Origin of the sequence: Vibrio sp. ER1A, from assembly GCF_000733315.1 — a bacterium.
Taxonomy (GTDB): Bacteria; Pseudomonadota; Gammaproteobacteria; order Enterobacterales; family Vibrionaceae; genus Vibrio; species Vibrio mediterranei.
The window spans coordinates 131,444-148,007 of the sequence record NZ_JPJA01000085.1 but is presented as its reverse complement, the minus strand read 5'-3'; the positions used below and the strand labels follow the sequence as shown (position 1 = coordinate 148,007).

The 16,564-nt window shown below is 46.5% G+C and carries 21 protein-coding genes; 19 read left to right on the top strand and 2 right to left on the bottom strand.

All coding sequences use genetic code 11. The features are described from left to right. Nucleotide 1: 1 nt before the first annotated feature. The 10 genes from HW45_RS06755 to HW45_RS06710 all read left to right on the top strand — a co-directional run bounded on the left by HW45_RS06755 (nt 2) and on the right by HW45_RS06710 (nt 8,897). Nucleotides 2–847, top strand: a complete 846-nt coding sequence (locus HW45_RS06755; RefSeq protein WP_038225740.1) for a hypothetical protein — start codon at nt 2–4, stop codon at nt 845–847. Between the two features lie 2 nt (nt 848–849). After that, nucleotides 850–1,164 (top strand): hypothetical protein, encoded by a 315-nt coding sequence (locus HW45_RS06750; protein WP_038225738.1) that lies wholly within the window; start codon nt 850–852, stop codon nt 1,162–1,164. 71 nt (nt 1,165–1,235) lie between these two features. Beyond that, on the top strand, nt 1,236–2,402 hold the full coding sequence (locus HW45_RS06745) for a phage tail sheath C-terminal domain-containing protein (RefSeq protein ID WP_038225735.1): 1,167 nt from the start codon (nt 1,236–1,238) through the stop codon (nt 2,400–2,402). Between the two features lie 46 nt (nt 2,403–2,448). After that, nucleotides 2,449–2,964, top strand: coding sequence for a phage major tail tube protein (locus HW45_RS06740; protein ID WP_038225733.1), 516 nt, complete (start codon nt 2,449–2,451; stop codon nt 2,962–2,964). A gap of 2 nt (nt 2,965–2,966) precedes the next feature. Next, nucleotides 2,967–3,356, top strand: a complete 390-nt coding sequence (locus HW45_RS06735) for a phage tail assembly protein (RefSeq protein ID WP_038225732.1) — start codon at nt 2,967–2,969, stop codon at nt 3,354–3,356. 52 nt (nt 3,357–3,408) lie between these two features. Beyond that, the gene (locus HW45_RS06730) at nt 3,409–5,877 is read left to right on the top strand and encodes a phage tail tape measure protein (RefSeq protein ID WP_051867845.1); all 2,469 of its coding nucleotides are present in this window, start codon (nt 3,409–3,411) and stop codon (nt 5,875–5,877) included. A gap of 24 nt (nt 5,878–5,901) precedes the next feature. Next, nucleotides 5,902–6,303: a phage tail protein gene (locus tag HW45_RS06725; protein ID WP_038225730.1), complete on the top strand. Its 402-nt coding sequence runs from the start codon at nt 5,902–5,904 to the stop codon at nt 6,301–6,303. Further along, on the top strand, nt 6,300–6,506 hold the full coding sequence (locus HW45_RS06720) for a tail protein X (protein ID WP_038225728.1): 207 nt from the start codon (nt 6,300–6,302) through the stop codon (nt 6,504–6,506). The genes HW45_RS06725 and HW45_RS06720 overlap by 4 nt, the downstream gene beginning before the upstream one ends. Continuing rightward, nucleotides 6,497–7,507, top strand: coding sequence for a phage late control D family protein (locus tag HW45_RS06715; protein ID WP_038225727.1), 1,011 nt, complete (start codon nt 6,497–6,499; stop codon nt 7,505–7,507). Before HW45_RS06720 ends, HW45_RS06715 begins: the two co-directional genes overlap by 10 nt. A 55-nt stretch (nt 7,508–7,562) precedes the next feature. Beyond that, nucleotides 7,563–8,897 (top strand): hypothetical protein, encoded by a 1,335-nt coding sequence (locus tag HW45_RS06710; protein WP_038225726.1) that lies wholly within the window; start codon nt 7,563–7,565, stop codon nt 8,895–8,897. Here HW45_RS06710 and HW45_RS06705 read toward each other — a convergent pair. Together HW45_RS06705 and HW45_RS06700 are read right to left on the bottom strand one after the other, a co-directional pair. Beyond that, complete coding sequence (locus HW45_RS06705) at nt 8,887–9,198, bottom strand: helix-turn-helix domain-containing protein (protein WP_038225723.1); 312 nt, start codon at nt 9,196–9,198, stop codon at nt 8,887–8,889. The genes HW45_RS06710 and HW45_RS06705 overlap by 11 nt on opposite strands. A gap of 266 nt (nt 9,199–9,464) precedes the next feature. Then, nucleotides 9,465–10,256 (bottom strand): hypothetical protein, encoded by a 792-nt coding sequence (locus tag HW45_RS06700; RefSeq protein ID WP_038225720.1) that lies wholly within the window; start codon nt 10,254–10,256, stop codon nt 9,465–9,467. 139 nt (nt 10,257–10,395) lie between these two features. Between HW45_RS06700 and HW45_RS06695 the strand changes: the two genes are divergently transcribed. From HW45_RS06695 to HW45_RS06655, 9 genes are all read left to right on the top strand, one after another. After that, nucleotides 10,396–10,587 (top strand): hypothetical protein, encoded by a 192-nt coding sequence (locus HW45_RS06695; RefSeq protein WP_038225718.1) that lies wholly within the window; start codon nt 10,396–10,398, stop codon nt 10,585–10,587. Between the two features lie 100 nt (nt 10,588–10,687). Next, the gene (locus HW45_RS06690; RefSeq protein WP_051867843.1) at nt 10,688–11,221 is read left to right on the top strand and encodes an antA/AntB antirepressor family protein; all 534 of its coding nucleotides are present in this window, start codon (nt 10,688–10,690) and stop codon (nt 11,219–11,221) included. A 185-nt stretch (nt 11,222–11,406) separates the two neighbouring features. Next, the gene (locus HW45_RS06685) at nt 11,407–11,880 is read left to right on the top strand and encodes a phage regulatory CII family protein (RefSeq protein ID WP_051867841.1); all 474 of its coding nucleotides are present in this window, start codon (nt 11,407–11,409) and stop codon (nt 11,878–11,880) included. Nucleotides 11,881–11,911: 31 nt separating this feature from the next. Further along, nucleotides 11,912–12,583, top strand: a complete 672-nt coding sequence (locus tag HW45_RS06680) for a tyrosine-type recombinase/integrase (RefSeq protein WP_038225716.1) — start codon at nt 11,912–11,914, stop codon at nt 12,581–12,583. After that, a complete protein-coding gene (locus tag HW45_RS06675; RefSeq protein ID WP_038225715.1) occupies nt 12,571–12,786 on the top strand; it encodes a hypothetical protein in 216 nt (71 codons plus the stop codon). Before HW45_RS06680 ends, HW45_RS06675 begins: the two co-directional genes overlap by 13 nt. Nucleotides 12,787–12,796: 10 nt before the next feature. Then, nucleotides 12,797–13,099 (top strand): hypothetical protein, encoded by a 303-nt coding sequence (locus HW45_RS06670; RefSeq protein WP_038225714.1) that lies wholly within the window; start codon nt 12,797–12,799, stop codon nt 13,097–13,099. Then, nucleotides 13,096–13,395, top strand: coding sequence for a hypothetical protein (locus tag HW45_RS06665; protein ID WP_038225713.1), 300 nt, complete (start codon nt 13,096–13,098; stop codon nt 13,393–13,395). Before HW45_RS06670 ends, HW45_RS06665 begins: the two co-directional genes overlap by 4 nt. Continuing rightward, entirely contained in the window at nt 13,379–13,657 is a 279-nt protein-coding gene (locus HW45_RS06660) for a hypothetical protein (RefSeq protein ID WP_235225378.1), read from the top strand. The genes HW45_RS06665 and HW45_RS06660 overlap by 17 nt, the downstream gene beginning before the upstream one ends. Further along, on the top strand, nt 13,641–16,397 hold the full coding sequence (locus tag HW45_RS06655; RefSeq protein WP_038225712.1) for a toprim domain-containing protein: 2,757 nt from the start codon (nt 13,641–13,643) through the stop codon (nt 16,395–16,397). Before HW45_RS06660 ends, HW45_RS06655 begins: the two co-directional genes overlap by 17 nt. Nucleotides 16,398–16,564: the final 167 nt, after the last annotated feature.

Sequence of the window (16,564 nt, the reverse complement as noted above, 5' to 3'; positions counted from 1 at the left end):
CATGAGCTTGGAGCAACAAGTTACGGCGCTAGTTGATGCGTCGAATAACCTCACCGGTGCGGTGACTGGAAAAATCAGTGAGATTGACCAAAGAGTTGATCGAGCTGAGAATGAATACAATCAGTTTAAAGATGATATTCAAGAATATATTCCGCTTCCATTGAACCTTTTCACAAATGCCATGATGCGTTCGGTTGAGGCTGAAGGACATCCTACAGGCTTTGAGTTTGTCGGATGTACGCTTGAAGCTGTACACCCTTACACTAAAGGTTTTGAGGGGTGCTATACAGGAACTGCGCCTAGCAATGTAGCGCCCACGCCAGACTCTGCTAATGAATCAAATCCTTATTGGTATGGTCGTTATAATCTAGGCCCACGTATGTATCGTGGCGGCTTATCAGGTGGTTGGGGCGGCATTAGCGATGGCAAAATTTTAAAAATCACCTCAACAGCATCCGCAGGGTCAAAATTTTTCCGAATTCCAGTGGAAACCTTTGGTGTGTTTCAGAAGCTGGGGATGCGTTTTTGGATCAAAATCGTTAATGGCAAAGTGGGTATGGGCAATGACAATGGCCTGTGGTCTGGTTCCAGTAATAGACTTGGTAACGTTATCGAAAAATCAGAAGCAGACACTGGTGATGATGGTTGGTTTCTGGTCGATAAGGTTATATCTATTGCACAGGCTAGCGCAGTGTCTGGCAATGTACTGAACTTTGGTTTGCCGCATGATCAGAATTGTGAAGTTTATATTGCATTGCCGTTTCTATATATTCCAATGGCTGGCAAATCGATGCTTGTCGCCGCTGGTGAGACTGGCGGTTCACCTATCTTTACTCCTGAGGGCTAAGAATGAAAGTTGTTAAAAAAGATGATGGCATTGTAATCGGTGTTTTTAATGCTTCTAATGCAGAGCGTGAAGTAGCTTTATTAGGTTATTCCGTTGATGAATGTGATTTCATTCAAACTCAGGCGGAGCAAGATCGAGAAAACTTATTGTTTATTGAGTCAACGGATTGGCAAGTAACTCGCCATCGTGATCAGGTTGCTATGGGAGTTGAAACTGCATTGACTGATGAAGCTTATCAAGAGCTGTTAAGTCAGCGGCAAACAGCGCGAGATGATGTAGTTGATCAAGATGCTTTGGTGAAATATCGCCAGCGATAAAGTAAAAATTTAACGAAATAACGAACCCAAAGCCGCTGAAGGTAAACCCCAATCCAAGAGGATTTAACCTTATGGCTGGATTTAAACACGGCATCTTTGGAAGCACCGACAATAGCGGTGTACGTCCAATGCTCATGGCCGATACCTCATTCGCAGTTGTCGTGGGCACTGCCCCTGACGCTGACACCACGGTTTTCCCTGCTAACACGCCTGTTCTGATAGCGGGTAACCCTCATAAAATTGCAAAACTAGACATGACAGGTGACGGTAACGGCACGCTGTTTGATGCACTCACCGCAGTGTTTGACCAAAAGCGCTGTGCTATCTGCGTGATACGTGTTGAAGAAGGCGCGAATGAAGCTGAAACCCAAACCAACATCATCGGTGGTGTTGATGCAGCAACTGGTAACAAGCTTGGCTTAGAAGCGATTCTTAATGTTCAAGCGATCACTGGTAAACGGCCACGTTTGCTCGCCGCTCCTGGCTTCACTCACATTCAAGCTGTGCTGACTAAGCTTCTTCCTATCGCAACACGTTTACGTTGCAAAGTGTTTGCGGATTGTCCACTAGATGGCAAGTACGAAGATGCGGTCGCTTATCGCCAATTATGGGGAGACAAACGCCTAGAGCTTTATTGGCCGCAGATGAAAAACGCAACGGGTAAAGCAGTTCCGATGTCAGCTTACATGCTCGGTCTTGAAGTTCAAAAAGATCAAGATGCCAATGCTGGTTACAGTGCTTCGCTGTCTAACAGAAAAGTTAACGGCACCCTAGGCACCACTGTTCCTGTCGATTATGTCGATGGCGATACTAACTGCATGGCGCACCTATTGAACGAAAATCAAATCACTACTGTGATACTCGACGATGGTTACCGCAGCTGGGGCAACCTAAGTTGCAGTGATGACCCCAAATGGCAATTCAATTCCCATGTTCGTGTCAATGACATGGTGCTTGATGCCATTACCCTCGGCCTTAAGTGGGCGCGAGACCGCAAGATATTGGCAACCTTCGTTGAAGACGTAACAGAAAGCACTCAAAACTTTTTGGATGGTGAGATCCGTGCTGGTCATCTCTACGGTGCTACCGCATGGGCTGATGAAGACTTGAATCCGCCAGACTCCATTATTGCGGGCAATTTCTACCTCGATTACGACTTCACACCGCCAGGCATCGCACAGGCCATTCAAGTAACGAGCCACTTCACCAACGATTATGCGGATGTGATTTTTAGCTAGTTTTGCTAGCTAAATCACCGCGTGTCAAAACGAATAAGGATTCAACATGGAACGCAGAGTACCCAATGTTCTAGTCGATTATGCCTGGTACCAAGATGGAATCGGGATGATTGGTCTAGTACCTAAAGTGAAGTTGCCCCCGCTTAAGCGTGTTGTCGAAGAGTACATTGCTGGCGGTATGGCAGGCCCAGTGAAGATCGACATGGCGACATTAGAAACCGAAGATCTCGAAGTGACTATCGCCGAACCAAACCCAAGCACCATAAAGATGTTTGGCCTAATGAATGGCAAAGAAGCCCCGTTTACCTTCCGTGCTGCTTTCAAAGGAAACCAAGCTGCTGCCGACCGTTTCAAATGCCAAGTATACGGTCGTGTATACGACCTCGATTTTGGTGATATGGAGCGTAAAAAACTCACCGAAACTACCTGTAAGATCACCTGGAGCAAGCTAAAGCTCACCTACAACGGTGAAGTGTTGGCTGATATCGACTTACTGACAGGTAAAGAAAACATAGGCGGTGTTGATCGCCGTTCAGACATCAATTCGGCATTAGGATTGTAGGCATGAATCAATATCAACCCATTACCATCGCACTGCAGCAAGCCGTTACGTTTGATGGTGAAACACTGACCAAACTCACGATGCGCCCACCCACGACTAACGATGTGCTGATTGCTCAGCGTCAGTCATCAACGATGATAGGCGGTCAAGTAGTGTCAGATGATGCAGAGCACGAGGCAGTATTGTTTGCCAACCTAACGGGCACTACACGTGAAGTGGTTGGCAGTTTGCAGATGTACGACTTTAGCCAACTGCAAAAGGCGTATGACTGTTTTTTGGAGCCACTCCCACAGTATGCCGCCAAATGTGCCTTACTGTTTCCAAGTTTTGCGGAGGAATCTCTCTCGACGAGCTTAGAGCCCTCACCATCGCCGAGCTCAACGACTGGTTAGAAGAGTGCTCGGAACTGGTACAAATGCAGAAGAATCAGGAAGATGATTAGCCATGTCAGATAGAAAAAGTACGCTTGGCATTGGTGTAGAAGCCCGAGTAGACAAAAGCGTCACTCGGGCTTTTTCTCAAGTTGAGCAGCAAAACCGAAAGCTAGGCAAAGACGCCAATAAGCTGGGTAGCGAAACCACAAAGTTAGGTCAAAAGAGCCTGCGGACAGGACGTAAAGTCACAGGGCTTGGTCGTACCTTTCGTAAAGCTCAGATTGGGGTCAAAAAGTACACGCGTGATGTAGGTCGCTCTATTCGTAAAACTGATGCGCTAAGAAAGAGCGTAGGTAAGCTTGATGATGGCCTAGATGCAGTTGGTAACCAATGGACAGCGTTAGCCTCTGGTGCTGTAGGGGCAGGTTCTGCTGCGGTAGTCATGGGGCTAGAAGAACGTTATGAGCGACTAGGCATTCAAGTAGGCAAGTCACGAGATGAAATGACTTCCTTACGTGAAGAAATGTTTGCTACATCTCAACAATCTGATATTCGAGTCAATCAAGACGAGTTGCTATTTGCGGTAGAGAAAATTGTTGAGAAAACCGGTGACCTCGATTTTGCCCGTGAAAACATGGCTAATATTGGTCGAGTTATGCAAGCTACTGGCGCTGCAGGTGTGGATGTTGGTGAGATGTTTGCCGACATGTCTCAAAAGTTTGGGTTGAAAAACAGCGCTGATGTTCTTTCTGCCATTGATACGCTTGTGGTACAGGGTAAAGCTGGAGCATTCACCTTGCAAAACTTAGCTGCTGAAGGTGCCTCTGTATCTGCTGCTTATGCTGCGATGGGAAGAACTGGTCCAAAAGCTGTCCAAGAAATGGGCGCTATGCTGCAGATCTCTCGCATGGGGTCGGGCTCTGCTGCCGAAGCTGCAAGCGCGATGGAGTCAGTATTAGCAGACATTACAGCAAACTATGAAGACATTGAAGCTTTAGGCATTCAAGTCTTTGACGAAGAGGCACTGGCTAGAGGAGAAAGGAAGTTCCGAGACTTGCCTTCTTTGGTAAAAGAAATCATGGAGGCAACCAACTCTGACATCACGGAATACAGTCAGCTGTTTGGTGATGAAGCAATGCGCTTTATGAAAGTGCTATCAAGTGCAGATGGTAAAACCGCCTTTGATTCTTTCCTCGCTATAGAAGGAAACGGAACTGCTGTAATCCAAGACTCTGCTCGAGCAGCCCGAACTGCTAATGCAGCTATGATGAGCCTTAAAACCGCATGGCTCAGTTTTGCCGATGAAAACCTAGCCGAGCCTATCTCTGAAATGGCGGATGCCATTAACAGCCTTGAACCTGAAACACTTAACACCACCTTAAAAGCTGCCACAGGCTTAGCTGTCGGATTGGGAGCAGCTTGGGCAGCACGTAAAGCGTGGAAGATTGGCTCTAGCGTTGCTGGTTTCTTTAAAGGAGGTAAAAAGGGTGGAGCAGGCTCACTGCCAGGGTTATCGGGTGACGTGCAAAACGTTTATGTCACTAACATGCCTATGGGCGGCTTTGGTGGGGCGGGCACAGGTGGCAAAAGCAAAACAAAAGGCCGTAAAGGTATTCCAGGGTTAAATCGCACTAAACCACTAATAGGCTCACCCAAACCTATCACGCCGAAATCTACAGGACCGAAAGCCTCTTTAGCTAGGTTGCCAAAGACCATGCCTGGTATGAACATGCTAAAAAGCATGGGTAGGCGCTTACCCGTTCTAGGTGCGGTTATTGGTGCCGTTGATATTGGCAATACACTAATGGATGACCAGCTCAGCAAAAAAGAGAAGGCTCAGGAGGTTGGTGGTACTGTAGGGCAAATGGGTGGCATGGCGGCAGGTGCTGCCGCTGGTGCTATGATGGGATCTGTTGTTCCTATCGTTGGTACTGCAATTGGCGGTGTTATTGGTGGCATCGTAGGCGGCATTGGGCTTGAAAAAGTTGGCCGTTGGGCAGGCGGCTGGTTTGGTAATGAAAAGAGACCTAAAGTGGGTGATTCAATCACTAATAACAAAGTGGATCATCACCGAAATCAGTATGAAGGTGCAGTGAGTAATACAACTACGGTCACCAACGCAACGACGAATACTGTTCAGCCGGTAGATACTAATATTGTAGAGTTAAAAACTCGAGAACCACTGCCTAAGGTGGGTGATTCAATCACTAATCATCAAGTGACCAACAATTCAGTAGTACCTATTGAGGCAGGTAAAGTAGAAGTTTCGGTGAGTGAGCAATTGCGACCCAAAGCTGGCGATAAAATCACAAATAACAATGTCAACAAACTCAATCATCAACAGGTGAGCAACACGGTTAACCAAGTGATGCAACCGCAGCGCGCCGCCCCAACCCAAGTCTCTTTTTCTCCAAGCTTTCAAATAACCGGCAATGTGGATGATAAACAGATCGCCAAGCTAGAAAAAATGGTGATGAGGCTGCACAAACAAATGAGCAAGATGCAAAACGGCGGCACCAACTTAGCCTTTGCAGACTAACGATCGCGCACATTAGGAGAAATCATGAGTGACGTAATGATGGCATTGGGTGAGTATCGTTTCTCCATCGATACCGCCGCTTTACAAACGCTCAGCGAAACACACTCTTGGCGCTGGGCTGACCACAACGTAGCAGGGCAAAAGCCTAAATCGGAGTTTATTGGCGCCGACCTTTCAACCATCAACTTACAGGGTACCATTTATCCTCATTATCGCGGCGGGCTTGGTCAAACCGATGCCATGAAGGCTGAAGGTGACAAAGGTGAGCCACTGCGTATGGTGGACGGCTTAGGCCGTGATTGGGGTAACTGGACCATTAGAGAGTTGCAAGTTGATAGGTCTAAACTTTGGCGACAGGGCATCGCTCTGAAAATGGACTTCACAATTGAGCTTAAAGAACACGCGAACGAGGAGTCAGCGCCATGATGGTCTACATAACCAAAGAGGGTGATCACATAGATGACATTACTCACCGATATTACAACGGTCGAACCGGTGCTTATGAGGCGGTGCTTGCGGCCAACAGAGGGCTATCAGCGCTGCCTCACCCCTTGGCGGCGGGTATTGAAATAACACTTCCCGAGCTAGAGCAACCTACAATGACTGAAGAGATAAGTCTATGGGATTAGCCGTTTATAAAATTGTTGCCGATGGTAAAGACATCACCAATGTCATCCGGCCATTATTCCTCAGCATAAACATCAACGATGAAGCAGGTCGTGATAGTGATAGTTTTACTCTGCGGTTATTTGACGATGGCAAAATTGCTTATCCACAAACTGAAGCGACGATTGAAGTGTATACAGGTAAATCTCAGCAGGCATTGAGCTTACGTGGAGTGTTTACCGTCAATTCGGTAAAGCTCACTTCGGCAGAGCGAACCATAGAGTTGTCGGGGGATGCTGCTAACTTGTCTGGCGAGTTCAAAAACCAACGTGACTATACATGGGAGCAAACCAACTTAAAGCAATTAGTCGAAGCTGTTGCCGAGCGTTGTGGTTATATCCCAGCGGTGGCTGAACAATACGCCTCGGTCACCATTGCTCACCGTAATCAAACAGGCCAAAGCGATGCTGATCTTCTCACCGAACTGGCGGAAGAGAATAACGCCACCATGAAGGTTAAGCAAAAGACGCTGATATTCTTCCCTCGTGGTGACAACCAAACTGTATCGGGCAGTTCGCTATCATCTGTACCGGTGCATTTAACCGATGAGGTAGATGCCACTATCACTCTAAGCGGAGCTGGAAAGTTTAAAGCTGTGACAGCCCGTTGGCACGATGCGGATGCAGCAGAAACCAAAACAGTCCGAGTGGGCGAGTCGCAAGGGCGAGCCAAGCAGCTCAATACCAGTTACCCAAATGAAGCCGCGGCGAAAGCCGCCGCTGAATCTGCATTGCACGACCTAAAACGAGCCGAATATACTCTAGAACTTGATGAGTTTCCGTTTATTCCCAGCTTAATGGCCGAGCGCAACATTAGCCTGAGTGGTCACCATAGAGCGCAGTTTAACGGGGAATGGATGTGTGAAAGCTTGTCTGAGACACTGGATGAGAGTGGCCATGTGATGAGTGGGACGTTTGTTGCGCCGAAAAGAAATATAGATGAGATTCCGAGGCTTAGTAATTGACTACTTCCATACCAGAATTAAACTGTAATGACTTGAAACGATGAGGGAGTGTAGTTTGAATATCGACAACTTATCTAAGGCACTTACAAAAATAGACTCATACCTTGGTGAGGTGGAGTCAGAAATAGGTGTACTGGCAATTTTCTCTCTACGGGTGAAAGGTATACGTAAGTTGCTCGAGCTTCAAGGCAGCAAATCCATACAGGAGTTTGATAGTGAAGGCTACGTACGTCTTTTGATGCGAATAACTGCATTTTCACGGGACAAAGTTGTAGATGGTAAGGAGCCCGATGATTATCAATTATCCAATGAAGATGTACAGAGTCTTAGTATTGACACATTAAACGATTACTCCAATTTATTTCTCGAACATCATGATTACTTGTATCGGGAGAAATTGACCAATCAGGAGAAGAGAGAAGACAAAGTTTCAATATCGTTTTCATATGGGGATGTAGTTCACCCAAAAGAGCCTGAAGAGTCGGCAACCGATTATTTGTACAGGCTTCTTGTGATTGAAGAGGAAGAAAAGCAGAGCCGCACAAAGAAAATGATCGCTGACCTAGGGATAACGAATAGGCTTTCAGATCAACTCGCTACTCAATTTGAGGTATCCAATAGGCTAGGCAGTACATTGAGTCATTCAATAGAGCAAATGAAAATGGCCACTTCTGCTGCGAGCTTGGTAGATAAGTTCACTTCTCCTATATCAGCGGCTGTGGCATCTATTCAACCAAGTATTGAAATGCCTAATATAAGCTCTTTACACAGGTTGCCTGATAGTGTGTTAAATCCTCCAGATCAACTAGCGTCTACAAATGAATTGAGTGATCTTTTGGCGGAGAGAGAGCGTGCTAAGGTCAAAAGCCGACAAAAACAAGAAGAGTTAAATGAAAGGCAAGAACAACACCTTGGAGCTCTAGTCGATCGAATGTCCGAGTCAGTAGATTACATGCGAAGTCTAGATGACAACCAAAGACTTGCAGCAGCGGAGAGCAAAGAAGCAAGTGCGGAGTCGACGGATTTAGCGAAGAAAGGCATTGTGCTTAGTAGTCGTGTTTTTTGGTTAACTGTCATCGGCTTGGTGTATTCAATCTCTACGACCTTTCTTAATCCAGGTAAAACGAATGAAGAACTGAAAGTTATGGAAACCGGCTTTCAGCAAATGTCTAGCAGTTTTGACAAGCTTGCAAGTTCGGTCTCAGAAAATAATAACCTTCGTACTTCGTTCGAAAAGATTAATGCCGAAAATGTTGAACTAAGAAAAATTGTTGTTCAACAAGAGGAGAGAATAACAAGTCTAGAAACTGAGCAAGCTCGAAAAATAGAAAGGCTACAGCAACAACTTGAATCAATACAGAGCTCCAAAAACCAGCTGGCTAAGCCATAACCTTTAAGATTTTTAGAACTGCTAGTTGCTGCTCGTCTGTTAGCTCTGAAAATAGGGCTAACAATTCTAATTCCCTCTCCTTTGGCGCTATTCGGCGCATTGGCGCTTGCCCCGTCAAATACCAACCAACATTGATATTCAATACAGAACATAGCCTTTCGACTTCCCGCATCGTCCGAGGTTTACGGTCTGTGGTTTCCCAAGCTCGTACCGTATGAGGGGATTTGTGCATAACAGCTGCGACTTCTGCCCTTGATAATCCTGCTGCTTTCCTTGCCTGTTTTAAGCGTTCTTTCTTCATTTAGTGCGGTAAATACCGAGATATCCTCGTGGTGATCGAATAGGTAGCTACATTTTCTTATAACATCTACAGATCCGCACTATTCAAGTGGTAGCAGTTTTTTATGAGTAAAAACTCGGTATATTGAACCGATTAAAACTAATTCATTAGAAATCAAGGATGTATCAATATGGCGAACGAAAAAGGTGAGGATAAAAAAACGCCAGAGCAACAAGTGTTGGCTCTGGCGTTAAAACAGCTTTTAGTGATTAAGTTACGAAAAGAAGTTAATCGCGAACTACATCGAACGCAGTTAGTACAGAGTCAGGTGTGAGGTCATCAGCGGTTAGCTTTAGGCGTTCAGCTTGACGGTAGACTGCGGTAATGACTCGAGCCTTTTGGTCTGGTGTTAAACGTTCATAAAGTTCTTTTTCGCATTTTTCTATTAGTCTTACGACCTCGCGCATTAGGGGGAGACTGACAGCCGATTGCTTTGGTTCTGGCAATGAAAACCTAAGCTCGCTGAGGTCAGTTTGTTGCCCAACTGGCGAAATGCAATTGCCGATCAAGTATGTACCATAGTGGCCGGACATTATGTCATTTTTGAGGTCGTCTGATATTTCGGGGATGTACACACCACCTCCCATTTTGATTTGGTAACGTGTACACGTTTCTATTAACTGCTCGCTGAGAGGGCCAACGAGTATCTCAAGCTCTTCGTAGTCTATCCATTTACCTTTGAAGTTGTATTGCGCGGGTAAATGCATGATAACGATAGCCGTATCTTGGTGCGAGCATATAGCTACCTGCCATGCTTCATCTTTGATCAACTCGCAAACAGCGTCATTGAGTACGAACGAATCATGATAGTTCTCTATGACAAAAGGTGTGCCTTGAGCCGTCAGAAGCCAATTTAGGTTGACGTTTTCAGCCTTACGGATCGCTTGTAAAAACTCAGGGCCAGGAACATGGCCGTTAAACATGCTCGAAATACTCGTTGAGGTAAAGCCTAAACTTGTTCCCCAAGGCGTTTTTTTTCTGTCATTTAAGACTAAAGTGAGACGTTCCTCAAAATTCATTCCTGAAAACCTTCTGAATTGGCTTGTTAATTCCCGAATACCGATCTAATATGAGTTCAAGTTGATAACAAATGACAGAAAACAGAATTTTCTTTGTTATCATTCCTGAAAAACGAGTTTAACACAGAAAGGGTAGCTTATGCGCACACCAACAGAGCCGTATGCAGACATTATCTCAACCCGAGATTACCAATTAAGAAAGCGCGTTGAGCGTTTGGCAACGTTAGAAGATAGAAAAATGGCACAAATGGCGCGAATTCTATTGCGTCGTGTTGTTGATGAAGTAGAGAAGGAGCGAGGTTTACCGCCGATTGAGGAAGAGGCGGCTTAGGATGCCCGTACTACGGGTAACCCTTTAGATATACATATGTATGCCCCAGTAACCGAAACCCTTAGGGGTTCAATGATTTTTAGATCAAAAAGGAAACAAAATGAACACTAAAAAATCACTAATTCAAATTGAAGTTTTTGAAGCGCAACTAGGAAATGCTACGGCTACGCAACGTTGTGTAGATGCAAGGGCATTGCACTCAGCTATCGAAGTCGGGGCCGACTTCCCCACATGGATTAATCGTAAAATCGAGGAGTTTGGGTTCTCTGAGAACTTAGACTTTTCCTCAGCGGTGGGGAAAAGTTCCGGTGGGCGACCTGCTACTGAGTACACCATTTCCATTGATATGGCTAAAGAGCTCTGCATGTTAGAACGAAGTGAAATTGGTCGAGCGACACGCAAGTACTTCATTGAGAGTGAAGAGAAGTTAATTCAGATTAGTTCGCTTTCTGTCAATCAAACTTCAACGCTTGCCAAAGATATTGCCAAATACGTCAACATGCGAAAGGCAGCAGACAACGAGTTTGAATTGCAGTTGTATACGGACATGATTGAGCGCTTGTGCTTCATGTTGAAGATGCGACAACCACTATTCGACCTTTTGGATAAGAAATTAGAAAAGAAAGCCTCATAAAGAAAAACCCTTACAGGACGGCAATCCAGTAAGGGCCAGAAGGTCTGCAATACACAGTCTACTGTAGGGACTTAGAGCGAGGCGGCAACCTCTATGCTCACGGCTCCAACACCATTTCATCCTTGCGATAGATTGTAGCGCAGACCTTCTGAAAAACGAAACGTAAAATTTTATCAGGAGGTTACATGTCTCACATGCAACACACTTCACCATTGCCTGAACAAGTGCGTCAGGCCTGTTTAAGTACTATGCGCGGTTTTCACAATACCGCCGAACTTGAACAACTGTTAGGTAAACGCCCTGGCGTACTGGCCAACGAAATTAATCCCAAACAGCGTAGCCATAAGCTTGGCTTAGCTGATGTTATCGACCTTATGCACATTACTGAGGATGTGCAGATACTGCGCGCGATTGCCGCAGAGTTTAACCATTCCATTTACTTCCTTGCCGATTACGCAGTGATTACCGATGACGAGCTGCTCAAGTGCTATAGCAACTGGCACGCCGAACTAGGTGATGTCAATCGCGCCTTTGGTGAAGCCATTGCTGACAACCGAATTGAGCCTGAAGAGTTGATCCGAATAGAAAAAGAGCTTGTTGAATCTTTTCAAGCGGCACTGACGTTTCTTAACCGTGTTCGCTCATTGGTTGCGAATTAATTTAAGGCGAAGCCAAAAAGGAAGGTAGGCCATGACACACACAATCGATCGTTACTTTACCGAGCAAGAAGAAAAGCAACTGTTTAAAACCGTGAAACAAATGGGTGGTGTTTACGCGAAGCGTGATTACTACTGGATGTTGCTCATGCGCGAAACCGCGGTACGCCTAGGTGTATTGGCAGGTCCAGACGTCAAAAAAGCAACGACCAACGATTTACCAATGATTGGTTTAACGGTGGGTGATGCACAAAACAGCTTAATTGAGGGTTATTTGATGTATGACCCTTCCAACACCAAAGGTCAGAAGAAGCACCCAGTGGCGTTGACCAAATCGGCTGCTCATGCCTTGAAACAGCTGCTGAGGCTGCACGATGACATGTCGAAAGATATTGATTGGGATGTTCCGCGATTGGAGCGCCCGTTATTTCTTAGCCGCAATCGCCAACAAATGAGTCGCCGCAGCTTTCAAGACCGTTTTGAAAAGTGGTGTGTGGTTGCTGAGGTACCCATTGGGTCACCGCACTGGTTACGCCATACATGGGCGATTCGCTACCTCGACCGCACGACTAACCCTGCGATGGCGCTGCGTTTTGTCCAAGCCGTGCTAAATCACTCTAAATTGTCGACCACATCGGTGTATACCAAACCAAACCGTGAGTCAGTGAAGCAGGCGTTACAGGAGGCAAGCACATGTTTTCGATAACGAGACCACTTTTAGGGCACAAAAGTGCACACAAAATTCGTCGTGGCGAGCTTATTAGTATTGAAGGCTCGCACAACGAGGCATCGATAGTGGAAAGCTGCATCGAACGCGGTGCCAACGTGTTAGTTACGCTCATCGGAGAGGGTGAAGTATTGGTGAGCAAGGATCGTCAAGTTGCCGTGTATTACGGCAGCACTCAGTAGGGGAAAGGTTATGGCAAATATTATCTGTGAGGCTCAAAAGGCATTGCGCCAATCCGCAGTGAACGCTGCGCTGCGAAATATCAACATTCATGTTTTTGGTGGTAAGGCGAGTGAGAAGGTAGTGATTGAATACGTAGCGGGGCGGCTACGACTACAACCGACGGACATTAAATTATGGCAGGTTAGCAATGGTGTCCCTAAGCCTTATGTGGCTGATTTCCTCGTTATCTTGAACGAGCATTCAGTGTGGCGAATGCATCAACTGCGTCCTACTCGCCATATCGCAGCTCACTACGTGGGGGCAGTGGCATGAGTAGTCCTATTTACACCTATGAGCTATCGGCCGAGCAGCGCGCTTGTTTATTCCGCATCGAGCAACAGATGGTGCGCCAGCAGGGGTTTATTAATCTCACTGCTTTAAATGAGCAAGAGAAAGGCGAGTTTGATAAATGGCAGGAGCAAGGGGTCGTCACGTTAAAGCCGCTGGAAGGCGAAGGGTTGGCTCAGAGTTATATCGAAAAATATGGCTTAACACACAGTTGTAGCTTGTCTGAACAGATGTGGATCGCGGCCAGTTCGCTAAGGCGGATTTATGCCTGCGACTTATAAGAGTTGGCGACAGCCTATTTGGTACTCGACACCATGCTTATGTCATGACCGAGTACCGGATATTTGCCTTACTAGGCTTGCTCAAAACAAAAAGCCTTACGTATGGGCACACATTAAACAGGCTAACCCAGCACTCAGTGAGTTACTGAGCTCTACAGAATTTAAGCAGTTTAAACAACAACTAGAACGTTATGTTGGCCCCACAACGATTGGGGTGGATTTAAGAGACATTGGAGGCTCGCTGTATGGCGTCTGCAGATAAACTAAAAAGAACCATCGACCTGCACGACCTCGCAGAACGGCTGGGTATGGAACGTCCCGATCCAAGCGGAAATTACCGTGCACCTAGCCGCGATGATAAACACCCTAGCGTGAGCATTTTCGATGCGAAAGAGGCTGGGATTGAGATGTGGAAAGACCACACCTCTGGTGATAAAGGCAGCTGTATCGACCTCGTTATCTATTGTGGCCAAGCTGGCGATACGAGCGAAGCAATGGCGTGGCTGCATCAGGAATACAACATTCCGACAGATACACCAGACCAACCACAACAGCAAAAAAGCCAAATTGAGTGGGTTGCTGAGAAGCAGCTTTCGGTGGCGAACGATGCCAGAGGTTACCTGATTGATGAGCGCGGTATACCGGCGCCAGTTGTCGACATGTTGCAAAAGAAACAAGCATTCGGCTTTAGCGATTGGACGAACCCAAAGAAGAACCCTGGTGAGATAAGTTACGGTGGCCCAGCCATTGCTTTCCCTGCTCGCTGTGTTTACACCAAAGAAGTGAAGGGCATTGACTATCGTTACTTTGACCCAGCGCTCAATGGGGACCTAAAGACCAAAGCACAAGGAGAGAAACGTGGCTTTCCGTACATACCTGATCCTATCGCTTTTAAGCGTGCGACGACCGTCATCATTGTTGAGTCTCCCATCAATGCCATTTCAGCCATTACAGCTTTTGACCCAGAGGGCACCGGGAAGGGAACGACTACCGCTATTGCTACTCGGGGCTTGGCCGTGGAAGAGATTGATTGGCGCCTACTGGCAGGGAAGAAAGTGGTGTGTTGTTTCGATAATGATCAACCAATTGAAAAAGGCCCACGTAAAGGCCATCGCCCAGGGCCAGAAGCCGCTTGGTTGGTACACGAAGCATGTACCGGCTTAAACATCCCATGTTTCTTTGTTGATATGTCGGGAGGCAAGTGGGATGAGCTCAACGACCTCAATGACTTTTTGAAAAAACATGGCGCAAAGTTAACTAAGTACGCGTTGCTGCACCACGAACCTTGGCTTGTCTATGGTCAAGAAGGAGAGTTCAAGCCAGGCAAGTTTAGGCGTTTGCCTTTACCAGAACATGATCAAAGTATCTATTGGTTGTTCCGTACCAAGCAGGACTTTACCAGTTTCATTAAAATCCAAACCATTGAAGGGGAGGAGCAAAAAACATTTACCGATGTCGCCAGTTTCCGCATTGCTGGGTTATCTAAAGTGACGATTTCATCGGCTACGGCGGCAATGACGGGCGAACCAGATTTACAGCCAAGTAAAATTTACTCAGCGACGATTCAAACACCGGACTCGCCGTATGAGCTAACTCGCTTTGTCCTAAAGCGTGAGCAGCTTTACAACATCGATGTTTGGAAGCGTGTAGGTGGCGGTATTTTCAACCCTGGTAAGTTTACTCGCATGATTTCTATCCTCGAGCGCGCAACTCACATCGGCGCTCGTAATGCCGTGAATTTCGTCGGCTTGGCATGGCATGACGGCAAAGCGATTTTAAACGAAGGGCCAGATTGTTATTTTACCGATCCGCAACAACAATGCCCTTATCACAACTTACAGTTCCCCTCTGGGACGCCAGACCAAGGTCGTCGAGTGGTTGAGGCATACCATAAGACATTTAAAAACAACGCAGCGCTTACGTTGTTAGTCTGGGCGTTGGGCGCACACTTAAAAACGTTCTTAGGGTTGTGGCCACACTACACATTGCAGTCGGGTAAGGGCTCAGGTAAGTCAACGTTGATCAAGACGCTTGAGCGTACTATTGCCTTTACGATGTTCTCGGGCCAAAGCCTTAAAACAGAATTCCGCTTGCTGACCTCTATTTCACACACCTCTCACCCAGTCGGATGGGAAGAACTGAGTGCTCAAGGTCAGGGCATTATCGACAAAGCCGTTGCACAGCTACAAGAGAGCTACCAATACACGGTCACTCGCCGCGGTACCGATATGACCGAGTTCTTGAGCATCGCACCCGTTTTGCTGGCTGGTGAGGATGTGCCGGTGCAATCACTACTGGGTAAGTTGGTGCGGTCTGACTTGACCAATCGTAAAGGGGATCTCATTCCTGATGACCTTCCTCGCTTCCCCGTCAAAAATTGGATCCAGTATCTAACTGGTTACACACGACCGCAGGTAAAACGAGCGTACCGCGAATGTATCGAATTTCTGAGCAAACATAGCATGGCAAAAACCGATGATAACGGTGCTAATCGTATGCGTGATAACTACGCCTGTGTATTGCTTGCATGGAAGTTGCTTTGCGAGTTTACAGGTGTTGCCACTAACTATGGTCGCTTTATTAATGATCTTGTGACCGAGATGAACCTACACATCAGCGATACCAGTGCAGAGCGTGAGCCTTGGGTTTGGATTATCGAGCTAATCCTCGGCGAGATGGACGCAGGTCACTTCCGCCATCCATATGCATTCGACTGGTTTGACGGTGAGCTGTGCTTACTAGTGAGAACCAGCCACATCATGCAACACATCAGCCAAAGCCCAGCTCTCAAAGCTAAGTTTGATAGCTTGCCAGTGAAGTCTGACCGAGTGTTAAAAAAACAACTCAAAGAAGCTGGAGTAGTGCTTCGAGACGGGGCAGAGAAAAGCATTAACGGCAAACGAGTAGCAAATTTTGTGGCCTTAGGCGTCGAGAACCTCCGTGAGTTCGGTTTGTTCCCGACAATCCCTGAGGATTTACGTGAGAAAGAGACTAATCAGTAAGGAGATTTATATGTAGTTTGTATCTACCGACCAGATAAAAGTAAACCTAGAACCACGCCCTGGGGAATATAAATCAATCCCTCAGGAACGCCGTAAGGAGCTCGCTTATGTTGCACGTATAGCCCAAAACAAGCGCCATGCAGCGAGCTTGATTGTCAATCTTTACA

What these genes read in the sequence shown, in the direction of transcription:
- HW45_RS06755 (WP_038225740.1), top strand. Translation starts at nt 2, where the DNA reads ATGAGCTTGGAGCAACAAGTTACGGCGCTAGTTGATGCGTCGAATAAC.
- HW45_RS06750 (WP_038225738.1), top strand. Translation starts at nt 850, where the DNA reads ATGAAAGTTGTTAAAAAAGATGATGGCATTGTAATCGGTGTTTTTAAT.
- HW45_RS06745 (WP_038225735.1), top strand. Translation starts at nt 1,236, where the DNA reads ATGGCTGGATTTAAACACGGCATCTTTGGAAGCACCGACAATAGCGGT.
- HW45_RS06740 (WP_038225733.1), top strand. Translation starts at nt 2,449, where the DNA reads ATGGAACGCAGAGTACCCAATGTTCTAGTCGATTATGCCTGGTACCAA.
- HW45_RS06735 (WP_038225732.1), top strand. Translation starts at nt 2,967, where the DNA reads ATGAATCAATATCAACCCATTACCATCGCACTGCAGCAAGCCGTTACG.
- HW45_RS06730 (WP_051867845.1), top strand. Translation starts at nt 3,409, where the DNA reads ATGTCAGATAGAAAAAGTACGCTTGGCATTGGTGTAGAAGCCCGAGTA.
- HW45_RS06725 (WP_038225730.1), top strand. Translation starts at nt 5,902, where the DNA reads ATGAGTGACGTAATGATGGCATTGGGTGAGTATCGTTTCTCCATCGAT.
- HW45_RS06720 (WP_038225728.1), top strand. Translation starts at nt 6,300, where the DNA reads ATGATGGTCTACATAACCAAAGAGGGTGATCACATAGATGACATTACT.
- HW45_RS06715 (WP_038225727.1), top strand. Translation starts at nt 6,497, where the DNA reads ATGGGATTAGCCGTTTATAAAATTGTTGCCGATGGTAAAGACATCACC.
- HW45_RS06705 (WP_038225723.1), bottom strand. Translation starts at nt 9,198, where the DNA reads ATGAAGAAAGAACGCTTAAAACAGGCAAGGAAAGCAGCAGGATTATCA.
- HW45_RS06700 (WP_038225720.1), bottom strand. Translation starts at nt 10,256, where the DNA reads ATGAATTTTGAGGAACGTCTCACTTTAGTCTTAAATGACAGAAAAAAA.
- HW45_RS06695 (WP_038225718.1), top strand. Translation starts at nt 10,396, where the DNA reads ATGCGCACACCAACAGAGCCGTATGCAGACATTATCTCAACCCGAGAT.
- HW45_RS06690 (WP_051867843.1), top strand. Translation starts at nt 10,688, where the DNA reads ATGAACACTAAAAAATCACTAATTCAAATTGAAGTTTTTGAAGCGCAA.
- HW45_RS06685 (WP_051867841.1), top strand. Translation starts at nt 11,407, where the DNA reads ATGTCTCACATGCAACACACTTCACCATTGCCTGAACAAGTGCGTCAG.
- HW45_RS06680 (WP_038225716.1), top strand. Translation starts at nt 11,912, where the DNA reads ATGACACACACAATCGATCGTTACTTTACCGAGCAAGAAGAAAAGCAA.
- HW45_RS06675 (WP_038225715.1), top strand. Translation starts at nt 12,571, where the DNA reads ATGTTTTCGATAACGAGACCACTTTTAGGGCACAAAAGTGCACACAAA.
- HW45_RS06670 (WP_038225714.1), top strand. Translation starts at nt 12,797, where the DNA reads ATGGCAAATATTATCTGTGAGGCTCAAAAGGCATTGCGCCAATCCGCA.
- HW45_RS06665 (WP_038225713.1), top strand. Translation starts at nt 13,096, where the DNA reads ATGAGTAGTCCTATTTACACCTATGAGCTATCGGCCGAGCAGCGCGCT.
- HW45_RS06660 (WP_235225378.1), top strand. Translation starts at nt 13,379, where the DNA reads ATGCCTGCGACTTATAAGAGTTGGCGACAGCCTATTTGGTACTCGACA.
- HW45_RS06655 (WP_038225712.1), top strand. Translation starts at nt 13,641, where the DNA reads ATGGCGTCTGCAGATAAACTAAAAAGAACCATCGACCTGCACGACCTC.